A 24,221-nucleotide genomic window follows, 5' to 3' on the forward strand; every position below is an offset into this window, starting at 1 on the left:
CCGTCCAGCCTGCATCTTGAATCACAAAACGGAGCCCGTGGGAATCCTACGATTCTCTCAAGCTATGAAACGCTCTAAAGCCCCCAGCTAGAGGCGCCATTGCTCGGGCGATGCCCAGCAACCGCGATTCCGACCAGCGTCTGCCGACCAGTTGCAGACCGATCGGCAGGCCGACGCTATCCTGTCCGCACGGCATCGAAAGGGCCGGGTGGCCGCTATAGTTGAAGACGGCGCCATAGGCCGGCAGCATCCAGTAGTTCTGGTCCTGGCCGTCGACCTTGATCGGCGCACCGGGTTCGCAATGCGGGAAGGCCGTGGTCATGGTCACCGGGCAAAGCAGCGCGTCATGGCTCTCGAAAAAAGCATCCCAGGCGAGGATGGACCGGTCGCGGCGGGCGAGCACCTCGAACCAGCGGGAGATCTGTGTCGGCTCTTCCGGCGGCTCCGGTTGTGCGGCTTCCAGCATCATGCCGATCAGCGTTCCCCCCTGGGCAAGATCGTCGTGCAGATCGAGCCTGGGCAGCTTCGCTTCCTCGACGATGGCGCCGGCCGATTGCAGTTGCCTTGCGAGATTTTCGACCGCCGCACTGATGTCGCCGGCGACCGGGAAGCCGGGAAAGGTCGATGCAAAGGCGATGCGCACTGTCTGGAGGTCCAGCTTCGGCAAGGCCTCGACTGGCACCGGCGCAAGATCGGTGTCGCACCCATCCGGCCCGGCGATGATTCGGTAGATCAACGACAGATCGTCCACGCTGCGCGCCAGCGGCCCGAGGCAGGACATCAGCCGCACGCTGCGCGGGGCGCTGCCCGGGTCGGGGAAAGCGCCGGCCAGCGAGACGCGGCGCTCCGTCGGCTTGAGCCCATAGACACCGCAGAAGGCGGCGGGCAGCCGGATCGAATCCTGCATGTCGGTCCCGACATCGAACGGCGTCATGCCAGTGGCAACCGCCGCTGCGGCGCCGCCGCTGGAGCCACCTGCGGTCCGCTCAAGGTTCCAGGGATTGCCGGTGCGGCCGAACAGCGGATTGTTCGACTGCCAGTCGGAAAGCATGGTCGCGACATTGGTCTTCGCGAAGAGATTGCCGCCGGCCGCCTTCAATCTGAGAACCACCGGACTGTCCTGCCTGGCGACGTAGTCGGCGAAAGGCGGGAATCCGACCGTGGTCTTCATGCCCGCCGTCTCGTGCGTGTCTTTCAGCGTGAAGGGAACGCCATGCAAAAGCCCGAGCGCTTCACCGCGCGCCACCGCCGCGTCGGCATTTCTTGCCCGCTCGCGCGCGCCTTCCCTGTCGAGCAAAATGACGGCGTTGACCGCTCCATTGTGGCTATCGATCTGCGCGAAGTGGGCGTCGAGTGCTTCGACGGCAGAAATCTTGCGCTTGGCGATAGCGGCGGCGAGATCGGTGGTCGAGGAAAAGGTGGCGTCCATGGCGAATGCTCCGGCTTGACCGCGCTCGCCCTGGTGAAGATGGCGGACAGCGGCATGACTTCAAGCCGAGTTGAGCATTCCAGCACCGGCAACGCTTGATCGAAATTGCGTTACCGAGTCGATGAAGTCAGCGCTGTCCCGCGACGTTTCTCATTTGCAATCCGGAGAAGCGCTACCCGACCAACGCCAGTTTCGCCGCTGCCGGCGCAAAGGGACGAATGGCGATCGCCTCTCGGGTCATGGTGACAAAGCTCGACGGCGGAACAGCCTGCCAATCGCCGCCGTCGCGGTCGAAAGGTTCGGAGACGATGCAGCGGCCGCCACCCTTGCGGAACATTGACGTGTAGAGCGTCGGCGCGTGGGCGTCGGTGGCATAGCGCACCGCGTGCAGCGCCTGTCCGTCCGAGAAGGCGGCGGTGAGTTTCAGGGCCGGTTCGAGGCCAGCGCGGCGCGAGGCTTCAAGCACCCGGCTGGTCGCGCGCGACACCGCGCCTTGCGGGTCGCCGGCCAATCCTTCGTCGATCATCAGCAGGAAAAACAATTCGGAATCGGTGGTGCCTTCGCGCTGGTCGAAAACGGCGTCGGACAGGGAATTCTCCAGCGCGCGGCGGATCCTTTCGAAGCCGCCGATCTGGCCGTTATGCATGAACGACCAGCGGCCGGAGATGAAGGGATGGCAGTTCATGCGGCTGGTGGCGCCGCCAGTCGAGGCCCGCACATGGGCGAGGAACAGGCCGGATTTGATCTGCCGGCACAGGCTCTTCAGATTGGGGTCCGACCAGGCCGGCAGGATGTCGCGATAGAGACCCGGTTCCGGCCGGTCGCCATACCAGGCAAGGCCGAAGCCGTCACCATTGGTCGGCGATTTCGCTTCCTGGGCGCAATGGCTCTGGGCAATCAGCGAGTGGCAGGGCGCCGTGAGGATGTCTTCGAGAAAGACCGCTTCACCGAGATAGGCCGCCCATCGGCACATGGCTTCCGTCGTCCTCTAGGCGCGATCGGCGAGAGCCGCGGGCTCCTTGATCGCATGTGTGCCTCTGTTGTGCGTCCGCTCGTAAAGCTCGCGGACGACTCGGCTGGCGGTAGTCTCGAACAGAAATGGCAAGAAAGCGTGAACGAGCGCGGCGCCCGCCGCTATCAGTAGGCGCGAGGAGAACCAGGCGGCGAAGGCCATATGGCTGAAATAGGTTTCGCCGACCTTGGCCGGATGAGAGGTGAAAATGCTTGCTACCGACATGCTGGTCCCCTTCAGCGCTTGAGTTCTTATGTGAGTATCCTGACACGCTTCGCCGGTTCATTGGTCCCAAAATGTCCTTGTGTTTTGCCGTATCATGGGACAAACATCCCACATGGCGCTCGAAATCGACGAAATCGACCGAAAATTGCTTGCCGAATTGCAACGCGACGGCACCCTGTCGGTCGACCAGCTGTCGGAACGGGTGGCCTTGTCGCGCAATGCCTGCTGGCGGCGCGTCAAGCGGCTGGAGGAGAATGGCGTCATTACTGGCCGCGTGGCGCTTGTCGATGCCGAGAAGCTCGGGCTTGGCTTGTCGGTGTTCATCCTGGTCCGCACATCGAACCATGATCCCGGCTGGTTGCAGAAATTCCGCGCGGCGGTGACGGGCTTGCCCGAGATCATCGGCGTCTACCGTATGTCGGGCGACCTCGACTATGTCTTGCGCGCCCGTGTCGCCGACGTGAAGGCCTATGACCGGCTCTACCAGCGGCTGATTGCCAAGGTGGCGCTGTCCGACGTGTCCGCCTCCTTCGTCATGGAGGAGATCAAGGAGACGACGGTGGTTCCGATGGAAGTGCGCTGAGCTGTGCTCCGGCCATAGTGATGCCCGAAAGAAAGACGTTGATACTCTTGCACGCGAATTGACCGAATCGGCATTCGCGCCGATAGGATCGATTTTATGCGCGCAGCTCTCCAAACTCCCTCCGTCATCGGTCCGACTGTCGGCTTCGTAAGGTTGCCGCATGGTGAAGGACTACCGCTTCCCGCCTATGAAAGCACCGGCGCCGCCGGCATGGATCTGCGTGCGGCCGTGCCGGATGACCGGCCGCTGCTGATCCTGCCGGGAAAACGCGCCTTGGTGCCGACCGGCCTGATCCTGGAAATCCCCGAAGGCATGGAAGGCCAGGTCCGGCCTCGCTCCGGCCTTGCCTTCAAACACGGCCTCACCGTCCTCAATTCGCCTGGCACGGTCGACAGCGACTATCGCGGCGAGGTGAGGGTGCTCTTGATCAATCTCGGCGACGAGGATTTCGCGGTGACGCGCGGCATGCGGATCGCCCAGATCGTTTTCGCGCCAGTGACTCAAGTGGCCGTTGAAGAGCGTTCCCTGGCCGGCGGCACGGCGCGTGGCTCCGGCGGGTTCGGATCCACCGGCACCGCCTAATGTCCTTTCCTAAACTTGTTATTTTCGACTGCGACGGCATCCTCGTCGACACCGAGAACCTTGCCAACCGACGCCTCGCCGAATGGCTTGTTACCGCAGGTTTTCCGACGACCTTTGAATATTGCCGCAAGAATTTTTCCGGCCGCAGCATGGTCTCGGTGCAGAGGGAGATCGAAGAGCAGACCGAGGTCAGGCTCGGCGCGGATTTCGTCGAGCGCTGGAATGCCGGCCTGCCGGATTTGTTCGCCCATGGCGTCGAGGCCGTCCCCTATGTGCGGGAATTTGTCGAGGCGGTGCGCGCGGCCGGCATCGCCTATTGCGTGGCCACCTCGGCCAGGATCTCGAAGATGCATATCACGCTTGGCCAGACCGGGCTCTTGCCGCTGTTCGAACATGCGATGTTCAGCGCCACCATGGTCGGACGCGGCAAGCCGTTCCCGGACCTGTTCCTGCATGCGGCCAGCACCCTGGGCTTCGCGCCTGCCGACTGCATCGTCATCGAAGACAGCGTCGCCGGCACGCAGGCCGGCATTGCCGCCGGCATGCGGGTGTTTTCCTATCACGGCGACCCTTATTCCGACCGCGATGGCCTGATCCAGGCCGGTGGCATCCTGTTCGACGACATGCGCGAGTTGGCCGGGCTGGTGCCGATCCACTGATTTGCCCCCGGTCTTCACAGGCGGCTGGACGGGTTGGGGCTGCGTTGGGTCCAGGCGCCCGACAGCCCGAGGCGCGATGTCAACGATCTCCGGGGCAGCGCGCGAGGCGTCGTCGCACGACGTTTCGGTCATCCGCACTGGGGCGAGAAAACAGCGCATTACGTCAGGGATTCCGCCGCGCGTTCGAACGTTTGTCAGCAGACAACGCCAAAACGCTTCTGAACCAATCGCATTCGTTTGCCCAGGCAAAGAGGGCAAGATAAAATCCGCTCCACCAAACAGCACGTGATGGGGGAACTACCATGGACAAGGGCAAGATTTTTCGCGACCTGCATGCCTCGACCTTCGTCATGCCCAATCCTTGGGATGTCGGCACGACGAAGTTGCTTGGCTCCTTCGGTTTCAAGGCGTTGGCGACGACCAGCGCCGGCTTTGCCTTTTCACGCGGCCTGCCGGATGGCGCCGTGACCTTCGACCAGATGATCCATCATTGCCGCGAGGTGACGGCGGCAACCAGCCTGCCGGTCTCGGCCGATCTCGAAAGGGGCAAGGGCGACAGCGCCGAGCGGGCCGCCGAAACCATCTTCGCGGCCGAAGCGGCGGGCCTTGCCGGCTGTTCGATCGAGGATCACACAGGCGATCCCGACAAGCCGATCTATGATTTTGCGCACGCGGTCGAGCGCGTCGCGGCGGCGGTGGAAGCGGCGCGCGCGCTGAAGCGCGATTTCGTGTTCACGGCGCGGGCGGAGAACTTTCTGTGGGGCAAGTCCGACCTCGACGACACCATCAAGCGGCTGCAGGCCTTCGAGAAGGCCGGCGCCGATGTGCTCTACGCGCCGGGCATCGGCGACATCGAGATGGTGCGGACCTTGTGCTCGGCGGTCAGCAAGCCGGTCAACGTCATGGCGAAACCAGGCTTCACCATCGCCGATCTCGCCATGGCCGGGGCAAAACGCATTTCGCTCGGGCCCTGGCTGACCAATTTCGCCTATGGCATGCTGGAGACGGCGGCGCGCGAGATCCAGCAGGACGGCACGTTCGGCTTCACCCGCGCCGCCATGCCGTTCGGCAAGCTGCAGGCGCTGTTCGGCAAATCCTCGGACTGAAAAGAGCCGTCACATGAGCCTTACCGTCGTCGACATGCATACGGGCGGCGAGCCGCTCAGGATCGTCACCGGCGGCTATCCGGAGATCCCAAAGGGCACCATCCTGGAAAAGCGCGCCTATGTGCGCGACCATCTCGATCATCTGCGCAAGCTGCTGATCTTCGAGCCGCGCGGCCACTACGACATGTATGGCGCCTTGCTGGTCGAACCCGACTTGCCCGGCGCCGACCTTGCCGTGCTGTTCATGCACAATGAGGGCTATTCGACCATGTGCGGCCACGCCATCGTCGCGCTCGGCCGCTATGCCGTCGACGAAGGCCTGGTGGTGAAACAGGAGCTAATCACGACGGTCAACATCGAGGCGCCTTGCGGTTTGGTCGTCGCTTCGGTCGAGGTCCAGGACGGCAAGGCCGGCGCGGTCTCGTTCGAAAGCGTGCCGGCCTTCCTGTTTGCCCGTGACCAACGGATCGAATTGCCGGGCTATGGCGCGATCGGTTTCGACGTCGCCTATGGCGGCGCCTTCTACGCGCTGGCGGACTGCCACCAGTTCGGCCTTGAGTTCGGCCGCAGCCGGGTGCGCGATTTCGTCGACGCGGCGACGGCTTTGACGGACAGGCTGAAAGCGGATTTCCGGCTGTCGCATCCCGACCACGCCGATCTTGCCTTTCTCTACGGCACCATTTTGACGGATGGAAAGGACGCCTTTTCCGGCGAGGTGACGAAAAACATCTGCGTCTTCGCCGAAGCCGAGGTCGACCGTTCGCCGACCGGCTCCGGCGTCACCGCACGGCTGGCGGCCATGCATGCTAGGGGCCAGATTGCCATCGGGCAGACGCGCACCTTCGAGAGCATCGCCGGCTCGCGCTTTTCCGGAGCCGTGGCGAGGACGGCGCAGGCCGGTCCGCACGAGGCGATCATCGCCCGCGTCGGCGGCCGCGCCTACTATTCCGGGCGTGCCGAATACATCGTCGAACCCGACGACGAGTTGGGACGCGGCTTCCTGTTGCGGTGAAGCGACCGCTTAGCCGCAGGACCGGGCCGCTTCCCGTGCCGAGATCGCCTTGTGCAGATGCACCATCATCGCGGCGGCGAACAACGGCGTCACCAAATTGAGCAGCGGCACGGCAAGGAAGGCCGATATGACCAGGCCGGCGACAAACACCGTGCCGGCATAGCGCCCGCGCAAGGCCTTGGCCTCTTCTTCGGGGCGAAAGCGCATGGCGGCGAATTCGAAGAATTCGCGGCCGAGCAGATAGCCGTTGACGACGAAGAAAGCGGCGATGTTGATGCCCGGCACCAGCAGAAGCATGAGCGCCACGATGTTGCCGAGGATGACGACGCCGAAGAATTTTATCGCCAGCACCAGCGAACGCAGCGCCGGCATGGCGCGCCCAACCGGGTCGCGGGGATAGTCGGTGCGCTCGACCACCTCGGCGACATCGTCGAGGAACAGGCCGGCGATCACGGCCGTCACCGGCGCGACGAGCAGCGCCATCCCGAAGGCAAGCGCTATTGCCGCAATGATGCCGCCGAGCCAGCCGGCCCAGGACGGCACGCCGGGCAACAGCGTATGGAGCCATGGCAGGGCCAGCCACTCGACAAGGCTGGTCAGGCCAAACCACAAGGCAACCAGCGCCAGCAGGGTCAGGCCAAGCGTCTTGATGAACACGGCACGGAAAGGAGGCGAAAACAGTTCCAAGGCCGCAGTGCGGGCAGCGTCGAAAATCACCGTGCCTAACCCCCTAGCTCCAGCGGGCACCGCCGGAAAGGCGGACGCTCCCGAGATAGGCGGCGCTGGCCGCAAGCACAAGCGTGGGTCGTGGTCGGTTTGGCGCAATTGCGGACGGAAAGCCGCTTCACAGGTCGGAATTGCCCTACCGCGCGAAGGCCGGCTTTCCGACCGGTATGGTCATGGCCGCGACGCCGGCGACGACGAAGGCCATTCCAGCCCAGGCGGTTGGCCCCAGGCTTTCGCCGAGGAAGACGGCGCCGATGCCGACGCCGATCGGCACGCGCAGATAGGCCTGTGACGTCGTGCCGACCGAGCCCAGCGTGTGGATAAGGCGGAAATAGATGACGAAGGCCAGCGCGGTCGAGAACACGGAGAGGCCGAGCAGGGCCAGGATCGACGCCGACGAGGGCGTCAGCGTCCATGGCTGGTCGACCGCAAGGCTGAGCGGCACCAGCATGACCGCGCCGCAGAGCATCGAACCGGCGGCCGGCAGCATCGGATCGAGGCCCTTGAAGCCACGGCCGAAGATCGCGGCACATGCATAGCAGACCGTTGCCACGACGATGGCAAGCTGGGCCCAGAACTGATGGCCGAGACCACCCAGCGCCTGCGTGCCGATGATCAGGCAGATGCCGGCAATGCCGGCGCCGACACCAACCAATTTACGCAAGGTGACCGGCTCGTGGCGGGTGATCAGCGCTGTGAGCAGGAAGGTGAAGATCGGCGAGGTCGCATTGAGGATGGTGGCAAGGCCGGCGTCGACCGAGCGCTCGGCCGCCGCGACCAGCGTGAACGGCACGACGCTGTTGAGGCATGCCTGGAAGGCGAAGCGACGCCACGCGGCCGCATCGCGGGGCATGGCAAGCCCGCGCCAGCGGATGATGGCGAACAGGATGCCGCCGGCGATCAAGGTGCGGGCGGCGATGAAAGTGACCGGCGGGATCGTTTCGACGCCGATCTTGATGAAGGTGTAGGAGGCGCCCCACAGCACCGCCAACACGCCGAGCAGTGCCAGGTCGGTTGTCGTATCGCTTTTTTCGGACATGGACTTGTCGCCTTGGGGGTGCAATCGGACTTGTTCTAGGCAACGCCGCGAAGAAGTGCTTCGGCCACGGTCGAATTGTCGTAGCGCCTGGCTGTTGACGCGCACCACGTGGACCCCAATTTTGCAAGGACCGCGGCTTTACGCCTTCTCGACAGCGAACGGTCATGGCCGCCACGCCGGCAAGGACAGAAAATCGGTTGCCAATTTTCAGGGTCATGCTGTAGACCCGCCCGGGCATGGCAAGAAGCCGGCTCGGTTTTTTGGCGGAGACATTGATGCCGGATTATGACGTGCTTTGCATCGGCAATGCCATTGTCGACATCATCGCCCAGTGCGAAGAGGAATTCCTCGAGACCAATGGCATCATCAAGGGCGCGATGAACCTCATCGACACAAGGCGCGCCGAGCTGCTCTACAGCCGCATGGGCCCGGCGATCGAGGCCTCCGGCGGCAGCGCCGGCAACACGGCGGCCGGCGTCGCCAGTTTCGGCGGACGCGCCGCCTTCTTCGGCAAGGTCTCTAACGATGCGCTGGGCGAAATCTACGCGCACGACATCCATGCGCAGGGCGTCGCCTTCGACACCAAGCCGCTCGAGGGCGAGCCGCCGACGGCGCGCTCGATGATCTTCGTCACCCCCGACGGCGAGCGCTCGATGAACACCTATCTCGGCGCCTGCGTCGAACTCGGACCCGAAGATGTCGAGGCCGACAAGGCTTCGGGCGCCAAGGTCACCTATTTCGAGGGCTACCTTTGGGATCCGCCGCGCGCCAAGGAAGCGATCCGGCAGACGGCGAAGCTGGCGCACGCGGCGGGCCGTGAAGTGTCGATGACGCTGTCGGATTCCTTCTGCGTCGACCGTTACCGCGACGAGTTCCTCGAGTTGATGCGCTCGGGCACCGTCGATATCGTCTTTGCCAACAGTCACGAGATCAAGTCGCTCTACCAGACATCGTCCTTCGACGCGGCGCTGGCGCAGATTCGCAAGGACTGCAGGATCGCCGCCGTGACGCGGTCCGAGAAAGGCTCGGTCATCGTGCGCGGTGACGAGACCGTGGTGATCCAGGCGACCGCCATCAGGGAGTTGGTCGACACGACGGGCGCCGGCGATCTTTATGCCGCCGGTTTCCTGCATGGCTACACGCAAGGCCGCGACCTCAAGACCTGCGGCGACCTCGGCTCTCTCGCCGCCGGACTGGTGATCCAGCAGATCGGCCCAAGGCCGAGGCAAAATCTGCGCCGCGAGGCCGAGCAAGCGGGGTTGCTGTAGGAACCGTCAAGCTGCCGATCTTCCCCCTTGTGGGGGAGATGGCCGGCAGGCCAGAGGGGGGCGCTGTCCCGCCGGTATCTCTAGGTTTCTATCTCGCTGTACGTGAACAATCATTCGTCCGTGGCAATCCTTCGCGCCCTCGACTGCTGCCCTTCGCAGGCTCAGGGCGTTCGAAGCTCGAAAAGCCAAGCGATTGGCTTTTCGTCCGCTGCGCGGACCGCTTCTCACCGTCGCGCGGCTGTCACATATCGCTCCTACACGCAATTTGGGCGCCCCGTGACCGACATTGCGGGACGTCCGCAGTCAGTTGGGGTGTCCAGGATGTAAGACAACAAGCTGTGGAGCGGCAAGATTCGTGCCGCGATTTCCGTTTTCCGCACTAGAAATTCAGCAATCGGCCGTGGCTTGGGGGAGGAGCGCGCGGCCAGAAGACAGAATGCATGAGCAGATTTCAGACAAATGGTCTCGGACAGGACGACTTCGCGGAGATGGTCGCGGAGGACGTCGAGCGTGCGCTTGCCCACTATGACGAGGCGATAAACCGATCCACAGTGGTCTCGGTCGGCAAGATTGCCGGCAGCATAGCGTCGGCCGTCACCTTGCTGTCGCCGAAACTTCAGCGCGCCATCGACACCATCCATGCCGACCTTCCCGGCCTTGCCCAGAAGTTCGTGCGCGCGCTGGCGGCGGAAGCCGCGCGCCGCAGCGAAGCCGGCACCGCCGGAACGACAAACCCGCCGACGGCCTTGCTGGCCGATGAAGCACCTCCTCCCCAGTCCGACGACCTCGAATCGATGCTGATCGAGGACTGGGCCGGCCGTGTCGCCGGTTCGACCTATCTGGAGGAAAACCTGCGCATCGCCCGCTCGACCCTGCACCGCTGGCAGCGGCGGGGCGACGTCATCGCCCTGCGCAAGGGCGGCCGCAAACACGTCTTCCCGCTGGCGCAATTCGTCGACGGCAGGCCGGTGGCGGGCATAAGCGACGTGCTGTCCCTTATCGGCAATCCCAGGCTGGCCTGGCTGTGGCTGACGCGTCCGGCAGCACAACTCGACGGCCGCATTCCGATCGACCTGCTGCGGCAGGACCAGGTCGAGGAGGTTGTCGAGGCAGCGCGGGTGTTTATGCCGGGCTGAGCGTTTCTCAAGTCCCCGCCGTATACGCCGCGATCGCCGCCATGTTGACGATGTCCGAGTCCTTGGCGTTCAGCGACACGATCTGGACCGGTTTGTTCAGGCCGACCAGCAGCGGGCCGATCACGGTCGAGCCGCCGAGTTCCTGCAGCATCTTGGTCGAGATCGAGGCCGAGTGGAAGGCCGGCATGATCAGCACGTTGGCCGGGCCGGTCAGCCTCATGAACGGGTATTGCGCCATGGCGCGGGCGTTCAGCGCGACATCGGCGGCCATCTCGCCGTCATACTCGAAATCGACGCGGCGCCTGTCGAGGATGCGCACCGCTTCCTGGATGCGCTCGGAACGCTCGCCCTGCGGATGGCCGAAGGTGGAATAGGCAAGCATTGCGAGCCGCGGCTCATAGCCCATGCGGCGTGCGAAGCCCGCTGCCTCCTCGGCGATATCGGCGATCTGCTCGGCGTTGGGCATGTCGTGCACGGCGGTATCGGCGACGATCACCGTTCTGCCGCGCGCCAGCACGATCGACACGCCGATGACGCGGTGGCCGGGCTTGGCATCGATCACGCGGCGCACGTCGTCGAGCGCGGTGGAATAGTTGCGGGTCACGCCGGTGACGATGCCGTCGGCATCGCCCAGGGCCACCATGCAGGCGGCGAAGTGGTTGCGATCGTTGTTGATCAGCCGCTGGCAATCGCGGAACAGGAAACCTTTGCGCTGCATGCGCTCGTAGAGATAGTCAGTGTAGATCGAGTTGCGGCGCGACAGCCGGGCATTGATGATCTCGAGGCCCTGCTTGTTGAGGTCGATGCCGGCGTTCCTGGCGTTCTCCTTGATGACATCATCGCGGCCAAGCAGGATGGCGGTGCCGAGCCGCTGGTTCACATAGGAAACGGCGGCGCGCATCACCTGCTCCTCCTCGCCCTCAGCGAAGACGATGCGCTTGGGTTGGCGGCGCACGCGGTCGTAGATGCGCTGCAGGGTCGAAGCGATCGGATCGCGGCGGGCGGACAACTCCTGCGCGTAGCGGTCGAGGTCGAGGATCGGCTTGCGGGCGACCCCAGAATCCATCGCCGCCTTGGCCACGGCAATCGGAATGGCCGAGATCAGGCGCGGGTCGAACGGCACCGGAATGATGTAGTTGGGGCCGAATTTCGGCCGGTTGCCCTGATAGGCGGCGGCGACGTCGTCGGGCACGTCCTGGCGCGCCAGTTCGGCGAGCGCGCGGGCCGCGGCGATCTTCATGTCGTCATTGATGGTGGTGGCCCGCACATCCAGTGCGCCGCGGAAGATATAGGGAAAGCCGAGCACGTTGTTGACCTGGTTCGGGTAGTCCGAACGCCCGGTGGCCATGATCGCGTCGGTGCGGATTTCGGCCACTTCCTCCGGCGTGATCTCGGGGTCCGGATTGGCCATGGCGAAGATGATCGGGTTCTTGGCCATGGACTGCACCATGGCGGTGGTCAGCGTGCCCTTGGCGGACAGGCCGAGGAAGACGTCGGCGCCATCGAGCGCTTCGGCCAGGCTGCGCGCCTCGGTTTTCACCGCATGCGCCGACTTCCACTGGTTCATGCCTTCGGTGCGGCCCTGGAAGACGACGCCCTTGGTGTCGCACAGGATGATGTTTTCCGGCGCGAAGCCCATCGCCTTCATCAGCTCGATGCAGGCGATGCCGGCGGCACCGGCGCCGTTGCAGACCATCCTGGTGGTCTTCATGTCGCGGCCGGTGATCTCCAGCGCGTTGATGAGGCCGGCGGCCGAGATGATCGCGGTGCCGTGCTGGTCGTCGTGGAAGACCGGGATGTCCATCAGTTCGCGCAGGCGCTGCTCGATGATGAAGCATTCCGGCGCCTTGATGTCTTCCAGGTTGATGCCGCCGAAGGAGGGCCCGAGGAAGCGCACGCAGTTGACGAACTCGTCGGCATCCTCGGTGTCGACCTCGAGATCGATGGAATCGACGTCGGCGAAGCGCTTGAACAGCACCGCCTTGCCTTCCATCACCGGCTTCGATGCCAGCGCGCCGAGATTGCCGAGGCCGAGGATGGCGGTGCCGTTGGAGATGACGGCGACCATATTGCCGCGCGTCGTATAGTCGAAGGCGCGGCTGGGATCCTCGGCGATGGCGCGCACCGGCACGGCGACACCTGGCGAATAGGCGAGGCTGAGATCGCGCTGCGTCGTCATCGGCTTGGTGGCGACGATCTCGAGCTTGCCGGGCCGGCCCATGGCATGAAACTCGAGCGCTTCCTGCGCGCTGACGGACGGACCGTTGTTCTCGGTTTTCCTGGCCATGATGCTTTTGATTTCCTCGCCGGTGCAGCACCTCCTTGAAGCGGGTGCTTGTGTGGTTCCGAATTAAGACCACGCGCCGGCTCGTGTAAACCGCCAAGCTCGGCAAAGCTGCTTCAAAGCGCGCACGACTGTTCACGGCCGTTCTTGTGTCGTCCTGAATGCCTCGATTTCACGGGCATGCTGGCGCAGCGTCGCCCAGCGCATCAAGGTCCCTGCACCCTGAAACGGCCATTGTGAGAACGGCGGGCCGCCGCTGCCCAAACGCTGCTTCAGTGCCGATAGATAGGCCGTCAGTTCCAGCCGCCCGGCCCGCACTTTTTCGAGCGTGCGGCCGCGTATCTCCTCGCGCGGGATAGCACGGTCGCGCAGCCGCTCGACGGCGCGCCTGATGGCGACCGGCTCCGGCTCGACGATCATGCAATAGTCCGGATCGAAAAAGACGTCGCGGCCGCCAAGGCTTGGCGTGCTGACGATCGGCAGACCGGCGAGCAGATACTCCATGGAGGAATACATCGCTCCTTCCTCGGCCGACAGGCAAAGCCCGACGGCGGCCTGGTTGTAGACGCGATTGACTTCAGCCGCGGACAGCTTGGCGGTCATGCCACCGACGATCGGGTTGGCGATGCGGTGCAGCGGCGACTGCGCCTGCAGGCGACGGACGAAGGCTCGGGCAAGGGCCGTCGGCATCTCGCCGATCGAGACCGTGATATGGACCAGCCTTTCAATGTCCAGCGCGAGATAATGGCGCTTGGTGTGCGAGATGCGGCCATTGTAGACGGCATCGAACATGACCGGCACGTCCGGGAGCGGGCGGAATATCTCTTCGGAAACCATGAGATTGTGGTTGGAGACGATCGCTGTGCCGCCGACAGCGGCGACAAGGCGACGCTCCTCCTCGGTGTTGCAGAGGAAGATCAGCTCGTGAAGCGGAAATCGTGCGCCGTACCAGGCGATGTCCTCGCCCATCCTGGCGACCACCGCCGGCCGCTCCAATGTCCAGTTCGGCGACAGCAGCAAGGTGGCGCGCCGCTTCGCCAGGTGTCGGCCGATGGCGGCAATGGTGGAGAGCGGGCGAGCGCCACCGATCGGTGTGTAGAGTATCAGCGGATCGCGGCAGATCGCATAAACCGAAACGAGCATGCCTGCGTCGAGATCACGCAAGGGGCCATGAACCGGAAGTAGGAAGGGGATCCGCCTGGCGGCCGAAAGCCGGGCCTTGCCGAGAAAATTGCGCGCGCGCAAGGCGATCCTCAGCCGCAGCCTTTCGACGGGCGAGTGGACCGGACCGACCATCTCCTCGAACGTTTCCTGGCGAAACCTGTCCATCGACCGCTGTCCTGTACGCAGGAATGATTAGGTCCGCCGCCAGCGGGGTGCAATGCCTGCAAACCCGCCAGACATTGGTGGCGACAACGCAGTCTTCCCCTGCTTTTCGAGGCCCCGGCATTAAACCCGGCCATCACATCTGCTAGCGTGCCGCGCCATGAACATGCACAGCCCGAACGAGCCCGAAGCCCCAGAGGTGATGACGCCGCCGCAGCCCGGCGCCGCCGTCACGCCGATGATGGAGCAGTTCATCGAGATCAAGGCGGCGAACCCGGATTCGCTGCTGTTCTATCGCATGGGCGATTTCTACGAGCTGTTCTTCGACGATGCCGAGAAGGCGAGCCGGGCGCTTGGCATCGTGCTGACCAAGCGCGGCAAGCACCAGGGCCACGACATACCGATGTGCGGCGTGCCGGTGCATGCCGCCGACGATTATCTGCAGAAGCTGATTGGCCAGGGTTTTCGCGTCGCCGTTTGCGAACAGATCGAGGATCCGGCCGAAGCCAAGAAGCGCGGCTCCAAATCAGTGGTGCGCCGCGACGTGGTGCGGCTGGTGACGCCGGGCACGATCACCGAGGACAAATTGCTGGCGCCTTCGGAATCAAGCTTCCTGATGGCGCTCGGACGGGTGAAGGGTGGCGCGGATCCAAGAGGCGGGGAGCGCGGGACCGCGACAGGAAACCAGGGAAGCTTCGCCTTGGCCTGGATCGACATCTCGACCGGCGCCTTCCGCGTCGCCGAGACCACCGCCGACCGTCTGCTCGCCGATATCTTCCGTGTCGATCCGCGCGAGCTGATCGTCGCCGAGCCGGTGTTCCACGATCCCGAGCTGAAGCCCGTGTTCGACCTGCTCGGCCGGGTCGCCAACCCGCAGCCGCCGTCGCTGTTCGATTCGGCTTCGGCCACGGGTCGTATCGCGCGCTTCTTCGATGTGGCGACACCGGACAGTTTCGGCACGTTTTCGCGGGCCGAACTGTCGGCGATCTCGGGCGCCATCGCCTATGTCGAGAAGACGCAGAAAGCCGAGCGGCCGCCCTTGTCGCGGCCCGAGCGCGAGGAACAGGGCTCGACCCTGTTCATCGATCCGGCGACGCGCGGCAATCTGGAGCTTTTACGCACGCTGTCGGGGAGCCGCGAAGGTTCCCTGTTCAAGGCGATTGACCGCACGGTGACCGGCGGCGGGGCAAGACTGCTCGCGGACCGGCTGATGGCGCCGCTGACCGACCCGGCGGCGATCGTCGCACGGCTGGATTCGGTGTCGTTCTTCCGGTCCGAAACGCGGCTTTGCCAGGCGGTGCGCGCGAGCCTGAAAAGCGTCGCCGACATGCCGCGCGCCCTCTCCAGGCTGGCGCTCAACCGGGGCGGGCCGCGCGACCTCGGCGCATTGCGCGCTGGCCTCGAGGCCGCCGGCGCAATCGCTGATATTTTTGCCACGACAGCGCTGCCCCAGGAACTGACGGCAGCGCTGGCTGCCATCAAGGCACTCCCCGAAGCGCTTGCCCGGCACCTGACGCAGGCGCTCGGCGAGGAACTGCCGCTCTTGAAGCGCGACGGAGGTTTCGTTCGCGGCGGCTACCATGCCGAACTCGACGAGATGCGGGCGCTGCGCGACGAGTCGCGCAAGGTGATCGCCGGGCTGGAGCGCTCGCTGATCGACGAGACCGGCATCCGCTCGCTCAAAATCCGGCACAACAATGTGCTCGGCTACTACATCGAGGTGACGGCCAACCATCATGCCGTGATGACCGGCAGCGATGGCGCCAAGGCGCGCTTCATCCACCGACAGACCATGGCCAACGCCATGCGCTTCACCACGACGGAACTCGCCGAGCTCGAGACCAAGATCGCCAATGCCGCCGACCGGGCGCTCAGCATTGAACTCGCCGCCTTCGATGCGCTGACGGCGGAAGCCGTCGCCGAGGCCAAGGCGATCCGCGCCGGAGCCGACGCGCTCGCTGTGCTTGACGTGTCGGCGGCACTGGCGCTTCTGTCGGAAAGCGAGGCCTGGTGCCGGCCCGTGGTGGATTCCAGCCTTGCCTTCGAAATATCCGGCGGCCGGCATCCGGTGGTCGAACAGGCGTTGCGCCGTTCTGGCGAAGGCCCGTTCGTCGCCAATGATTGCGATCTCTCGCCGGAAGGCAGTGCCAAGAACGGCGCGATCTGGCTGCTGACCGGCCCGAACATGGGTGGTAAGTCTACGTTCCTGCGGCAGAACGCGCTGATCGCGATCCTTGCCCAGACCGGTTCCTTCGTGCCGGCGGCATCGGCCCATATCGGCGTCGTCGACCGCCTGTTCTCGCGCGTCGGCGCTTCGGATGATCTGGCGCGGGGTCGCTCGACCTTCATGGTCGAAATGGTCGAGACGGCGGCGATCCTCAACCAGGCCGGCGAACGGGCATTGGTGATCCTCGACGAGATCGGCCGCGGCACCGCCACTTTCGACGGCCTGTCGATCGCCTGGGCGGCGGTGGAGTACCTGCACGAGAAGAACCGCTGCCGGGCAATCTTCGCCACCCATTTCCATGAAATGACCTCGCTGGCCGGCAAGCTGGCGCGGCTTCACAACGTCACCATGAGGGTCAAGGAATGGGAAGGCGACGTCGTCTTCCTGCACGAGGTCGGCAAGGGTGCGGCCGATCGCTCCTATGGCGTGCAGGTGGCGCGGCTCGCCGGCCTGCCGGAAGCGGTTGTAGACCGGGCGAAGCAAGTGCTGCACCAGTTGGAAGAAGGCGAGGTTTCCGGCAAGACCAACCGACTGGTCGACGACCTGCCGCTATTTTCGGTGGCGATGAAACGCGAGGCGCCGAAGCCGGTGAAGAGCGACGCGCTGGGCGCCGCGCTCGGCGAGATCAATCCCGACGAGATGACGCCGAGGGAAGCGCTGGAGGCGCTTTACCGGCTGAAGGGGCTGGCGGGGAAATAGTCAGATCATCTCCAGCCCATGTTTGCGCGTGGGCGGTGGGAAGGCACGGTCGAGATCGGCGAGATCCTCAACCGTAAGCTCGATGTCGAGCGCCGCGAAATTCTGGCGGACATGCTCCTGGCTGCTGGCCTTTGGAATGGCGATGACGCCCTCCTGGTGCATCACCCAGGCCAAGGCGATCTGTGCGGCGGTCGCACCGTGGCGGACGGCGACCGCGTCGAGCCTGGCGTTGCGCGCCAAGGCGCCCTGCTCCACCGGCGAATAGGCCATCAGCGGGATGCCGCGCTGGCGGCTCCACGGTGCCAGATCGAACTCGAGGCCGCGCCGAGAGAGGTTGTAGAGAACCTGGTTGGTCTGGACCCCATCGCCTGCCGGCAGACCGACCAATTCCTCCATCTCTTCGGTATCGAAATTGCTGACGCCCCAATGGCGGATCTTTCCCTCCTTCTTCAAGATTTCGAAGGCCTCGACCGTCTCCGCCAACGGTACGCTGCCGGGCCAATGCAAGAGATAGAGATCGATACGATCGGTGCGCAGGCGCCTCAGGCTGTTCTCGCAGGCGCGCCGCACGCCCGCGCGCGAAGCGTTCGAGGGCAGCACTTTCGAGACCAGGAAGACTTCGGCACGGTGTCCGACTATCGCCTCAGCCACCACCTCCTCCGCACCGCCGCTGGCATACATTTCGGCGGTGTCGATCAGGGTGACGCCGAGATCGAGGCCGAGCCTGAGGGCGCTCACCTCGTCAGCGCGGCGGCGCGAATCCTCGCCCATCTTCCATGTGCCCTGACCGAGAACGGGTACGGCCTCGCCGGAAGGCAGCGTGGTGGTTCTGACGCTCGATGGCATGACGGGGCTCCAGTTGAGGCAGGATCGCATCACAGGCCGGGCGAGAAATCCAGAGCGTTCTCGCCACAGCCTTACGATGCCCGAAGGCCTACTTCACGGGATGGGCGGCGAGCCAGTCCTGCATCTGCTTGATCTCGGCTTCCTGCGCGGCGATGACCGCTTCGGCGAGCTTGCGGATTTCCGGGTCCTGGCCGTTGGCAAGCTCGACCTTGGCCATGTCGATGGCACCCTGATGATGGGGGATCATGCCACGGACGAAATCGACATCGGCATTGCCGGTATATTGCGACGCCATCATGCCGGCATGCATCTTGTCCATCGCCGCCCTATAGCCCTCGGTCGAAGGGCTGGCTGCACCGGTCGCCATGCCTGCCATGTCGTGCTTCATCTCTTCACTGCTCGCCGGAACGCTTTCGAGGAAGACGGCGAGCAGCATTCCGGCCGCCATCAGCAAAAGCACCAGTTTCTTGGCCAACGTCATTCATGGTCTCCTGTTGAGTGGGTTTCGTATTTGGGGCTTTGGCTCAGAGTTTCAACGTTCTCAGCCGCAATGCATTGGCGATGACCGAGACCGAGGACAGGCTCATCGCCGCCGCCGCCAGCATCGGCGACAAAAGCGTGCCGGTGAGCGGATAGAGCACGCCGGCCGCGACCGGCACGCCAAGCAGATTGTAGAGGAAGGCGAAGAACAGGTTCTGCCGGATGTTTCCGATGGTCGCCTGGGCCAGTGTGCGGGCGCGCACGATGCCATTGAGGTCGCCCTTGACCAAGGTGATGCCGGCACTTTCGACCGCGACATCGGCGGCGGTGCCCATGGCGATGCCGACATCGGCGGCGGCAAGGGCTGGTGCGTCGTTGACACCGTCGCCTGCCATGGCAACGCCGGCGCCCCTGCCGCGCAGTTCGTCGACGAGGGCCGCCTTCTGTTCCGGCAACAGGCCGGCGCGAACCTCGTCGATGCCGAGGCTCCTGGCGATCGCGTTCGCCGTGCGCTCATTGTCGCCGGTCGCCATGATGATCCTGAGCCCGCTCTCATGCAGGGCCCTGATCGCCTCGGCGGTGGTCGCCTTGACCGGATCGGCGACGGCGACGATGCCGGCCAGCGTGCCGCCGACCGCGACGAACATCGCCGTCTTGCCATCGCCCTGCAACGCTTCCGCGCTGGCTGAAACGGCGGCAACGGCGACGCCGAGGTCGCCCATCATCGCCGCGTTGCCGAGCGCGACCGTCTTGCCCGACACGGTACCGGAAACGCCCTTGCCCGTGACCGCCTCGAAGCCGGTGGCGTCAGTGACGGCAACACCGCGCGCCGCCGCGCCTTCCACGATGGCTTCGGCCAACGGATGTTCGGACCCTTTCTCCAGGCTCGCGGCGAGACCCAAAAGGTCATCCTCGGAAAAGCCATTGGCGGCCACGACGTCGGTCAGTTTCGGCCGGCCCTCGGTCAGCGTGCCGGTCTTGTCGACGATCAGCGTGTCGACGGAAGCAAAGCGTTCGAGCGCGGCGGCTTCCTTGATCAGCACGCCGGCATGCGCGCCGCGCCCGGTGGCGGTCATGATCGACATCGGCGTGGCGAGGCCGAGCGCACAGGGACAGGCGATGATCAGCACCGAGACCGCCGAGACAATGGCGAAGATCAGGCTGGGCTCGGGGCCGAAGAGCGCCCAGGCGATGAACGCGGCGATCGCGACGAGGACAACGGCCGGGACGAAGTAGAAGGAAACGCGGTCGGCCAATCCTTGTATCGGCGCGCGCGAGCGCTGTGCCTTGGCGACGAGCTCGACGATGCGCGCGAGCGTGGTCTCGGCGCCGATCCGTTCGGCGCGCATGATCAGCGAGCCTTGTTTGTTGAGCGTGCCGCCGGTGAGGGCATCGCCCTCGGCCTTTTCGACCGGCAGCGGCTCGCCCGTGATCATCGATTCGTCGATGGAAGAGCGGCCTTCCAGCACGGTGCCATCGACCGGCACGGCATCGCCGGGACGGATGCGCAGGCGATCGCCGGCCTTGACGCTGTCCAGCGGTACATCGGTCTCGAAACCGTCCCCGGCGATATGCCGCGCGGTCTTCGGCGCCAGATCAAGCAGGGCGCGGATCGCCGATCCGGTCTTTTCACGAGCACGCAGTTCCAGCACCTGGCCGAGGAAGACCAGCGCGACGATCACGGCGGCGGCCTCGAAATAGACCGGCACCGTACCGCCATGGCCGCGGAACTGATGCGGAAAGATGTCGGGGAAGAGCGTGGCGACGACGCTGTAGAGATAGGCGGCGCCAACGCCGAGCGAGATCAGCGTCCACATGTTCGGGCTGCGGTTGAGGATCGACTCCCAGCCACGATGGAAGAAGGGGAAAGCGGCCCAAAGCACCACCGGGCTTGCCAGGGCCAACTCGATCCAAACCTTCGTGAGATCCTCGACCAGGCCTTCGAAAGACAGGCCGACCATCGGCGCCATGGCGATGATCAGAAGCGGGACCGACAGGGCCGCGCTGACCCAGAACCGCTTGGTGAAATCGACCAGTTCCGGGTTCGGCCCCTCATCGCCTGATGGTATCCCCATCGGCTCGAGCGCCATGCCGCAGATGGGGCAGGAGCCGGGCTTGTCGCGGATGATCTCGGGATGCATCGGGCACGTGTATTGCGTGCCCTTGGGCGCAGGCGGCGGCTCCGGTCTGTCACCGAGATAGGTCTGCGGTGCGGCTTCGAACTTCGCCTTGCAGCCGGCGGAACAGAAATAGAAAGCCTGGCCTTCATGGCGGACAAAGTGCCTGGCGGTGGCACGGTCGACGCTCATGCCGCAGACGGGGTCGATGGCCGTCAGGTATTGTTCCGCTCCGGCCTGGAATTTCGTACGGCAGCGCTCGCTGCAGAAATGATAGAGATGGCCACCATGTTCTGATGCCGGCTTGCCGGCGGCCGTATCCACGGTCATGCCACAGACCGGGTCGCGCAGGACGGCACCGGCATCCACGGCCCCGCCTTTCGGCGTGCAACAGCTGCCATGCGCGCCATGTGTGTGGTGATCGCCGTGGTGATCATGGTCTGAATGCGTCATCCAAAATGCCTCTATGCCTCTGCCTCGGAGCCGAGGTAGTGCTTCCAGTAACTGGAAGGTCAAGGGCTGTTTTGATTTTTCGCGTTTCGGGGTCCAACCGGGCGGTTCACCCAGAAAAAGCCCATATTTCTTGGCGCAGCGTGTGCTAATACAGGCGGGTCCTTCAAACCATGACCCCGATCCCGTCGACAATGAAATGCCTGGTCATCAATCTTGATCGGTCTCCTGACCGGCTTGCCCATATCACGGCCGAGTTTGCCCGCATCGGCATCACCTTCGAGCGAATAGCCGGAACCGATGCCCGCGAGTACCCGGACCTGGTGCTGCAGCCACAACATCCGATGTATGCCGTCCGCCGGCTGTCCCCCAGCGAGATTGCCTGCTTGCACAGCCATCGCAGCTGCTGGTCGATCATCGCGCGGGACGATGCCCCCTACGGCGCCGTCTTCGAGGATGACATTGTGTTCTCCGCGAAAGCCGGTGCCCTGCTTGCCGGCAGCAGCTGGATTCCGGCCGACGCCGATGTCATCAAGCTGGAGACCTTCTTCAGCAAGACCATGATCCAGAGGAAAAGGACGGCCGTCGGCCATGGCTTCTCAGCGTTCAGGCTCCGCAGGAGCCATATGGGGACCGGAGGCTACATCCTCTCAAGACAGATGGCGCGCGACCTGCTGGAAGCGACCGCAAAGGCCAACGCGGCCGCCGATGATCTCGTCTTCAACCCGGCATTCCCGACCTCGGGCGAAAAGACGATCTACCAGCTCGTTCCCGCACTCTGTGCGCAGGACCAGTTCGTGGGCGACAGACTGCCGAGCCTGATTTATGACGAACGCGAAGCCGAATGGGTCGCAAGCGGGTTGACCGTCAAACGCAGAAAGCCCCTCTCCGAGAAGGTGAGAGTGGAGATCAGGCGCATCGCCGAGTGGATCATCGATCACTGCAGGCTGCGGCGCTACACCGTCGTCCCTCTCGATCCGCCGGAAGCAGAAAAATAGACTTTGTTCCGGATGCCCGGTGCAACCAATTAGTCTAATTTAGATATTCCTAAAACATCAGCCGACATCCGCTGCGGGGCTGTTAAACCTCTTAGCTTCGAATTGCCGCTTGTTACCGGACTTCGAATAGAAAAATTTCACCTACTTCCCGTAACACGCAATCTTCGTGTAATTTTTTTGGATTTGGGCTGGCTTAAATATTCGTTTCTGCATATGGGGGATAAAAATCCCGCCAGCAAACGCCAAACTATTTCGTTCTACACGCCTAACGCGGCGCCAGACAGCTAGTGCCGGCTCGGCGAAACGAGTGCTCGTGTAATAGTAGCAAAGATTTCGTGCAAGAATGAAGTGCCTGATTATCAATCTCGATCGCTCACCCGACCGGCTCGCCCACATGACCGCCGAATTTGCCCGCATCGGGATTGCCTTCGAGCGGATCGCGGCAATCGACGCCAGACAGCATCCGGATCTGGGCCTGCAACGCCAGCATGCTCTGTATGCGGTGCAACGCCTTTCCGGCAGCGAGATTGCATGCCTGCACAGCCATCGTGCCTGCTGGGCCATCATTGCCCAGGACGACGCGCCTTACGGCGCCGTGTTCGAGGATGACATGGTGTTTTCGGCGAAAGCCGGTGCGCTGCTAGCCGATACGAACTGGGTTCCAGCCGACGCCGATATCGTCAAGCTGGAGACATTCTTCCACACGACGGTGATCCAGAGGGAAAGAGCGTCCATCGGCCATGGGTTTTCTGTGTTCAGGCTCCGCAAGAACCATATCGGGGCCGGAGGCTACCTGCTCTCCAGGCAGGCGGCTCGCGACCTTCTCCTGGCCACCGCCGAGATCAACGTGGCAGTGGACAATCTGATTTTCGATCCCGCATTCACGACGTCGATCGGCAAGACCATCTACCAGCTTGTTCCCGCGTTGTGCGCGCAGGAACAGTTCGTTGGTGCCAGCTTGCCCAGTCTGATCGCGCAGGAGCGGGACGCTGCGTGGGTTGCCAGCGGGCGTGCGAATGAGCGGAGGAAACCGGTCATGGCGCGCATCAAGAGAGAGGTCTGGCGGACGGCGCGGTGGATTGCCGACTTGTGCCGATTCCGGCGACAGATCGTCGTCCCCCTCGGCTCGATCGAGGCAGGCGACCAATGAAGCGCCTGGTCATCAATCTCGATCGCTCACCCGACCGGCTCGCCCACATGACCGCCGAATTTGCCCGCATCCGCGTCGCCTTCGAGCGGGTTGCGGGGGTCGATGCCAGGGAATGCCCCGACCTGGTGCTGCAGCCGCAGCACGCGATACACGCCATTCGCCCGCTTTCCGGCAGCGAGATCGCCTGCCTGCATAGTCATCGCGCCTGCTGGATGATCATTGCCGAGGACGACGCCCCATACGGCGCCGTGTTCGAGGACGACATGGTCTTCTCCAGCAAGGCCGGTGCGTTGCTGGGCGATATCAGCTGGGTGCCAGCTGACGCGGACGTCGTGAAGCTCGAGACCTTCTTTTCCAGAACCGTGATCCAGAGGAAAAGGATCGCCGCTGGACACGGCTTTTCCATGGTCAGGCTCCGCAAAGGCCATCCGGGGGCTGGGGGCTATCTGCTCTCGCGGCAGACGGCACGCGACTTTCTGGAGGCAACCGCCAAGGTCAATATCGCCGTCGACGATCTCATATTCGATCCGGTCATTTCAGCCGACAAGACTGTCTACCAGCTTGTTCCAGCGCTCTGCGCGCAGGACCAGTTCGTCGGCGACAGGCTGCCAAGCCTGCTTGACGAGGAACGGGATGCCGCACGCTCCGCGAGCGGGCTTTTGACGAGACAGAGGAAGCCGACAGCCGTGAGAATCAGGAGGGAGGCGGGACGCACCATGCGGTGGATCGCCGACTTCTGCAGGTTCCGGCGACAGATCGTCGTGCCTCTCGATCCGATCGAGGCGACTGAATAAGCCATTTGCCGGGCTGTCGGGCGGCCCCATACCCAGCGCCGCGAAAACGCGCTATAGACGCCGCCCAAAAGGC

21 protein-coding genes are annotated in these 24,221 nt (G+C 64.1%); 11 read left to right on the forward strand and 10 right to left on the reverse strand.

What is annotated here, in order from left to right:
- Positions 1 to 46: 46 nt before the first annotated feature.
- From FJ930_RS07790 to FJ930_RS07800, 3 genes are all read right to left on the reverse strand, one after another.
- Positions 47 to 1,429, reverse strand: a complete 1,383-nt coding sequence (locus tag FJ930_RS07790; RefSeq protein WP_141836550.1) for an amidase — start codon at positions 1,427 to 1,429, stop codon at positions 47 to 49.
- Between the two features lie 172 nt (positions 1,430 to 1,601).
- Entirely contained in the window at positions 1,602 to 2,402 is an 801-nt protein-coding gene (locus FJ930_RS07795) for a class II glutamine amidotransferase (RefSeq protein ID WP_141836552.1), read from the reverse strand.
- A 15-nt stretch (positions 2,403 to 2,417) separates the two neighbouring features.
- Entirely contained in the window at positions 2,418 to 2,666 is a 249-nt protein-coding gene (locus FJ930_RS07800; RefSeq protein ID WP_141836554.1) for a DUF6356 family protein, read from the reverse strand.
- A gap of 112 nt (positions 2,667 to 2,778) precedes the next feature.
- Between FJ930_RS07800 and FJ930_RS07805 the strand changes: the two genes are divergently transcribed.
- The 5 genes from FJ930_RS07805 (at position 2,779) to FJ930_RS07825 (ending at position 6,608) form a co-directional block, all read left to right on the forward strand.
- Positions 2,779 to 3,249: an Lrp/AsnC family transcriptional regulator gene (locus FJ930_RS07805; RefSeq protein WP_141836556.1), complete on the forward strand. Its 471-nt coding sequence runs from the start codon at positions 2,779 to 2,781 to the stop codon at positions 3,247 to 3,249.
- A gap of 96 nt (positions 3,250 to 3,345) precedes the next feature.
- The gene (gene dut, locus FJ930_RS07810) at positions 3,346 to 3,831 is read left to right on the forward strand and encodes a dUTP diphosphatase (RefSeq protein WP_141836558.1); all 486 of its coding nucleotides are present in this window, start codon (positions 3,346 to 3,348) and stop codon (positions 3,829 to 3,831) included.
- Positions 3,831 to 4,490: an HAD family phosphatase gene (locus FJ930_RS07815; RefSeq protein WP_141836560.1), complete on the forward strand. Its 660-nt coding sequence runs from the start codon at positions 3,831 to 3,833 to the stop codon at positions 4,488 to 4,490. The genes dut and FJ930_RS07815 overlap by 1 nt, the downstream gene beginning before the upstream one ends.
- A gap of 302 nt (positions 4,491 to 4,792) precedes the next feature.
- Positions 4,793 to 5,596, forward strand: a complete 804-nt coding sequence (locus tag FJ930_RS07820) for an oxaloacetate decarboxylase (RefSeq protein ID WP_141836562.1) — start codon at positions 4,793 to 4,795, stop codon at positions 5,594 to 5,596.
- Positions 5,597 to 5,609: 13 nt separating this feature from the next.
- Entirely contained in the window at positions 5,610 to 6,608 is a 999-nt protein-coding gene (locus tag FJ930_RS07825) for a proline racemase family protein (protein ID WP_141836564.1), read from the forward strand.
- Positions 6,609 to 6,617: 9 nt separating this feature from the next.
- Here FJ930_RS07825 and FJ930_RS07830 read toward each other — a convergent pair whose 3' ends face one another.
- A complete protein-coding gene (locus FJ930_RS07830; RefSeq protein ID WP_141836566.1) occupies positions 6,618 to 7,325 on the reverse strand; it encodes a sulfate transporter family protein in 708 nt (235 codons plus the stop codon).
- A gap of 145 nt (positions 7,326 to 7,470) precedes the next feature.
- Entirely contained in the window at positions 7,471 to 8,373 is a 903-nt protein-coding gene (locus tag FJ930_RS07835) for an EamA family transporter (protein WP_141836568.1), read from the reverse strand.
- Positions 8,374 to 8,648: 275 nt separating this feature from the next.
- Between FJ930_RS07835 and FJ930_RS07840 the strand changes: the two genes are divergently transcribed.
- Both FJ930_RS07840 and FJ930_RS07845 read left to right on the forward strand, forming a co-directional pair.
- Entirely contained in the window at positions 8,649 to 9,641 is a 993-nt protein-coding gene (locus FJ930_RS07840; RefSeq protein ID WP_140744632.1) for an adenosine kinase, read from the forward strand.
- 440 nt (positions 9,642 to 10,081) lie between these two features.
- The gene (locus tag FJ930_RS07845; RefSeq protein WP_141836570.1) at positions 10,082 to 10,777 is read left to right on the forward strand and encodes an antitoxin Xre/MbcA/ParS toxin-binding domain-containing protein; all 696 of its coding nucleotides are present in this window, start codon (positions 10,082 to 10,084) and stop codon (positions 10,775 to 10,777) included.
- A 7-nt stretch (positions 10,778 to 10,784) separates the two neighbouring features.
- On the opposite strand, the gene FJ930_RS07850 is transcribed toward FJ930_RS07845, so the two are convergent.
- Together FJ930_RS07850 and FJ930_RS07855 are read right to left on the reverse strand one after the other, a co-directional pair.
- The gene (locus FJ930_RS07850) at positions 10,785 to 13,064 is read right to left on the reverse strand and encodes an NADP-dependent malic enzyme (RefSeq protein WP_141836572.1); all 2,280 of its coding nucleotides are present in this window, start codon (positions 13,062 to 13,064) and stop codon (positions 10,785 to 10,787) included.
- 132 nt (positions 13,065 to 13,196) lie between these two features.
- Positions 13,197 to 14,390: a glycosyltransferase gene (locus FJ930_RS07855; RefSeq protein ID WP_141836574.1), complete on the reverse strand. Its 1,194-nt coding sequence runs from the start codon at positions 14,388 to 14,390 to the stop codon at positions 13,197 to 13,199.
- Between the two features lie 157 nt (positions 14,391 to 14,547).
- Between FJ930_RS07855 and mutS the strand changes: the two genes are divergently transcribed.
- On the forward strand, positions 14,548 to 17,313 hold the full coding sequence (gene mutS, locus FJ930_RS07860) for a DNA mismatch repair protein MutS (RefSeq protein WP_141836576.1): 2,766 nt from the start codon (positions 14,548 to 14,550) through the stop codon (positions 17,311 to 17,313).
- Here the strand turns inward: mutS and FJ930_RS07865 are convergent, their stop codons facing one another.
- The 3 genes from FJ930_RS07865 to FJ930_RS07875 all read right to left on the reverse strand — a co-directional run bounded on the left by FJ930_RS07865 (position 17,314) and on the right by FJ930_RS07875 (position 21,209).
- Positions 17,314 to 18,159 carry an aldo/keto reductase gene (locus tag FJ930_RS07865; RefSeq protein ID WP_141836578.1) on the reverse strand — a complete coding sequence of 282 codons (846 nt, stop codon included), beginning with the start codon at positions 18,157 to 18,159 and terminating at the stop codon, positions 17,314 to 17,316. It lies immediately after the preceding gene.
- A gap of 88 nt (positions 18,160 to 18,247) precedes the next feature.
- Positions 18,248 to 18,640, reverse strand: a complete 393-nt coding sequence (locus FJ930_RS07870; RefSeq protein ID WP_141836580.1) for a DUF305 domain-containing protein — start codon at positions 18,638 to 18,640, stop codon at positions 18,248 to 18,250.
- A gap of 43 nt (positions 18,641 to 18,683) precedes the next feature.
- Positions 18,684 to 21,209 (reverse strand): heavy metal translocating P-type ATPase, encoded by a 2,526-nt coding sequence (locus FJ930_RS07875; RefSeq protein WP_141836583.1) that lies wholly within the window; start codon positions 21,207 to 21,209, stop codon positions 18,684 to 18,686.
- Positions 21,210 to 21,400: 191 nt separating this feature from the next.
- Here FJ930_RS07875 and FJ930_RS07880 point away from each other — a divergent pair, with 191 nt between their 5' ends.
- From FJ930_RS07880 to FJ930_RS07890, 3 genes are all read left to right on the forward strand, one after another.
- Positions 21,401 to 22,204: a glycosyltransferase family 25 protein gene (locus FJ930_RS07880; protein WP_141836916.1), complete on the forward strand. Its 804-nt coding sequence runs from the start codon at positions 21,401 to 21,403 to the stop codon at positions 22,202 to 22,204.
- Positions 22,205 to 22,547: 343 nt separating this feature from the next.
- Positions 22,548 to 23,354 (forward strand): glycosyltransferase family 25 protein, encoded by an 807-nt coding sequence (locus FJ930_RS07885; RefSeq protein ID WP_141836585.1) that lies wholly within the window; start codon positions 22,548 to 22,550, stop codon positions 23,352 to 23,354.
- Positions 23,351 to 24,148: a glycosyltransferase family 25 protein gene (locus FJ930_RS07890; protein WP_141836587.1), complete on the forward strand. Its 798-nt coding sequence runs from the start codon at positions 23,351 to 23,353 to the stop codon at positions 24,146 to 24,148. Before FJ930_RS07885 ends, FJ930_RS07890 begins: the two co-directional genes overlap by 4 nt.
- Positions 24,149 to 24,221 lie beyond the last annotated feature (73 nt).

The organism is Mesorhizobium sp. B2-4-15, from assembly GCF_006658505.1.
Lineage (GTDB): Bacteria > Pseudomonadota > Alphaproteobacteria > Rhizobiales > Rhizobiaceae > Mesorhizobium.

Excerpts from the sequence above, each read along its gene's own strand:
- FJ930_RS07790 (WP_141836550.1), bottom strand. The coding sequence starts at position 1,429 with ATGGACGCCACCTTTTCCTCGACCACCGATCTCGCCGCCGCTATCGCC.
- FJ930_RS07795 (WP_141836552.1), bottom strand. The coding sequence starts at position 2,402 with ATGTGCCGATGGGCGGCCTATCTCGGTGAAGCGGTCTTTCTCGAAGAC.
- FJ930_RS07800 (WP_141836554.1), bottom strand. The coding sequence starts at position 2,666 with ATGTCGGTAGCAAGCATTTTCACCTCTCATCCGGCCAAGGTCGGCGAA.
- FJ930_RS07805 (WP_141836556.1), top strand. The coding sequence starts at position 2,779 with ATGGCGCTCGAAATCGACGAAATCGACCGAAAATTGCTTGCCGAATTG.
- dut (WP_141836558.1), top strand. The coding sequence starts at position 3,346 with ATGCGCGCAGCTCTCCAAACTCCCTCCGTCATCGGTCCGACTGTCGGC.
- FJ930_RS07815 (WP_141836560.1), top strand. The coding sequence starts at position 3,831 with ATGTCCTTTCCTAAACTTGTTATTTTCGACTGCGACGGCATCCTCGTC.
- FJ930_RS07820 (WP_141836562.1), top strand. The coding sequence starts at position 4,793 with ATGGACAAGGGCAAGATTTTTCGCGACCTGCATGCCTCGACCTTCGTC.
- FJ930_RS07825 (WP_141836564.1), top strand. The coding sequence starts at position 5,610 with ATGAGCCTTACCGTCGTCGACATGCATACGGGCGGCGAGCCGCTCAGG.
- FJ930_RS07835 (WP_141836568.1), bottom strand. The coding sequence starts at position 8,373 with ATGTCCGAAAAAAGCGATACGACAACCGACCTGGCACTGCTCGGCGTG.
- FJ930_RS07840 (WP_140744632.1), top strand. The coding sequence starts at position 8,649 with ATGCCGGATTATGACGTGCTTTGCATCGGCAATGCCATTGTCGACATC.
- FJ930_RS07845 (WP_141836570.1), top strand. The coding sequence starts at position 10,082 with ATGAGCAGATTTCAGACAAATGGTCTCGGACAGGACGACTTCGCGGAG.
- FJ930_RS07850 (WP_141836572.1), bottom strand. The coding sequence starts at position 13,064 with ATGGCCAGGAAAACCGAGAACAACGGTCCGTCCGTCAGCGCGCAGGAA.
- FJ930_RS07855 (WP_141836574.1), bottom strand. The coding sequence starts at position 14,390 with ATGGACAGGTTTCGCCAGGAAACGTTCGAGGAGATGGTCGGTCCGGTC.
- mutS (WP_141836576.1), top strand. The coding sequence starts at position 14,548 with ATGAACATGCACAGCCCGAACGAGCCCGAAGCCCCAGAGGTGATGACG.
- FJ930_RS07865 (WP_141836578.1), bottom strand. The coding sequence starts at position 18,159 with ATGCCATCGAGCGTCAGAACCACCACGCTGCCTTCCGGCGAGGCCGTA.
- FJ930_RS07870 (WP_141836580.1), bottom strand. The coding sequence starts at position 18,640 with ATGACGTTGGCCAAGAAACTGGTGCTTTTGCTGATGGCGGCCGGAATG.
- FJ930_RS07875 (WP_141836583.1), bottom strand. The coding sequence starts at position 21,209 with ATGACGCATTCAGACCATGATCACCACGGCGATCACCACACACATGGC.
- FJ930_RS07880 (WP_141836916.1), top strand. The coding sequence starts at position 21,401 with ATGAAATGCCTGGTCATCAATCTTGATCGGTCTCCTGACCGGCTTGCC.
- FJ930_RS07885 (WP_141836585.1), top strand. The coding sequence starts at position 22,548 with ATGAAGTGCCTGATTATCAATCTCGATCGCTCACCCGACCGGCTCGCC.
- FJ930_RS07890 (WP_141836587.1), top strand. The coding sequence starts at position 23,351 with ATGAAGCGCCTGGTCATCAATCTCGATCGCTCACCCGACCGGCTCGCC.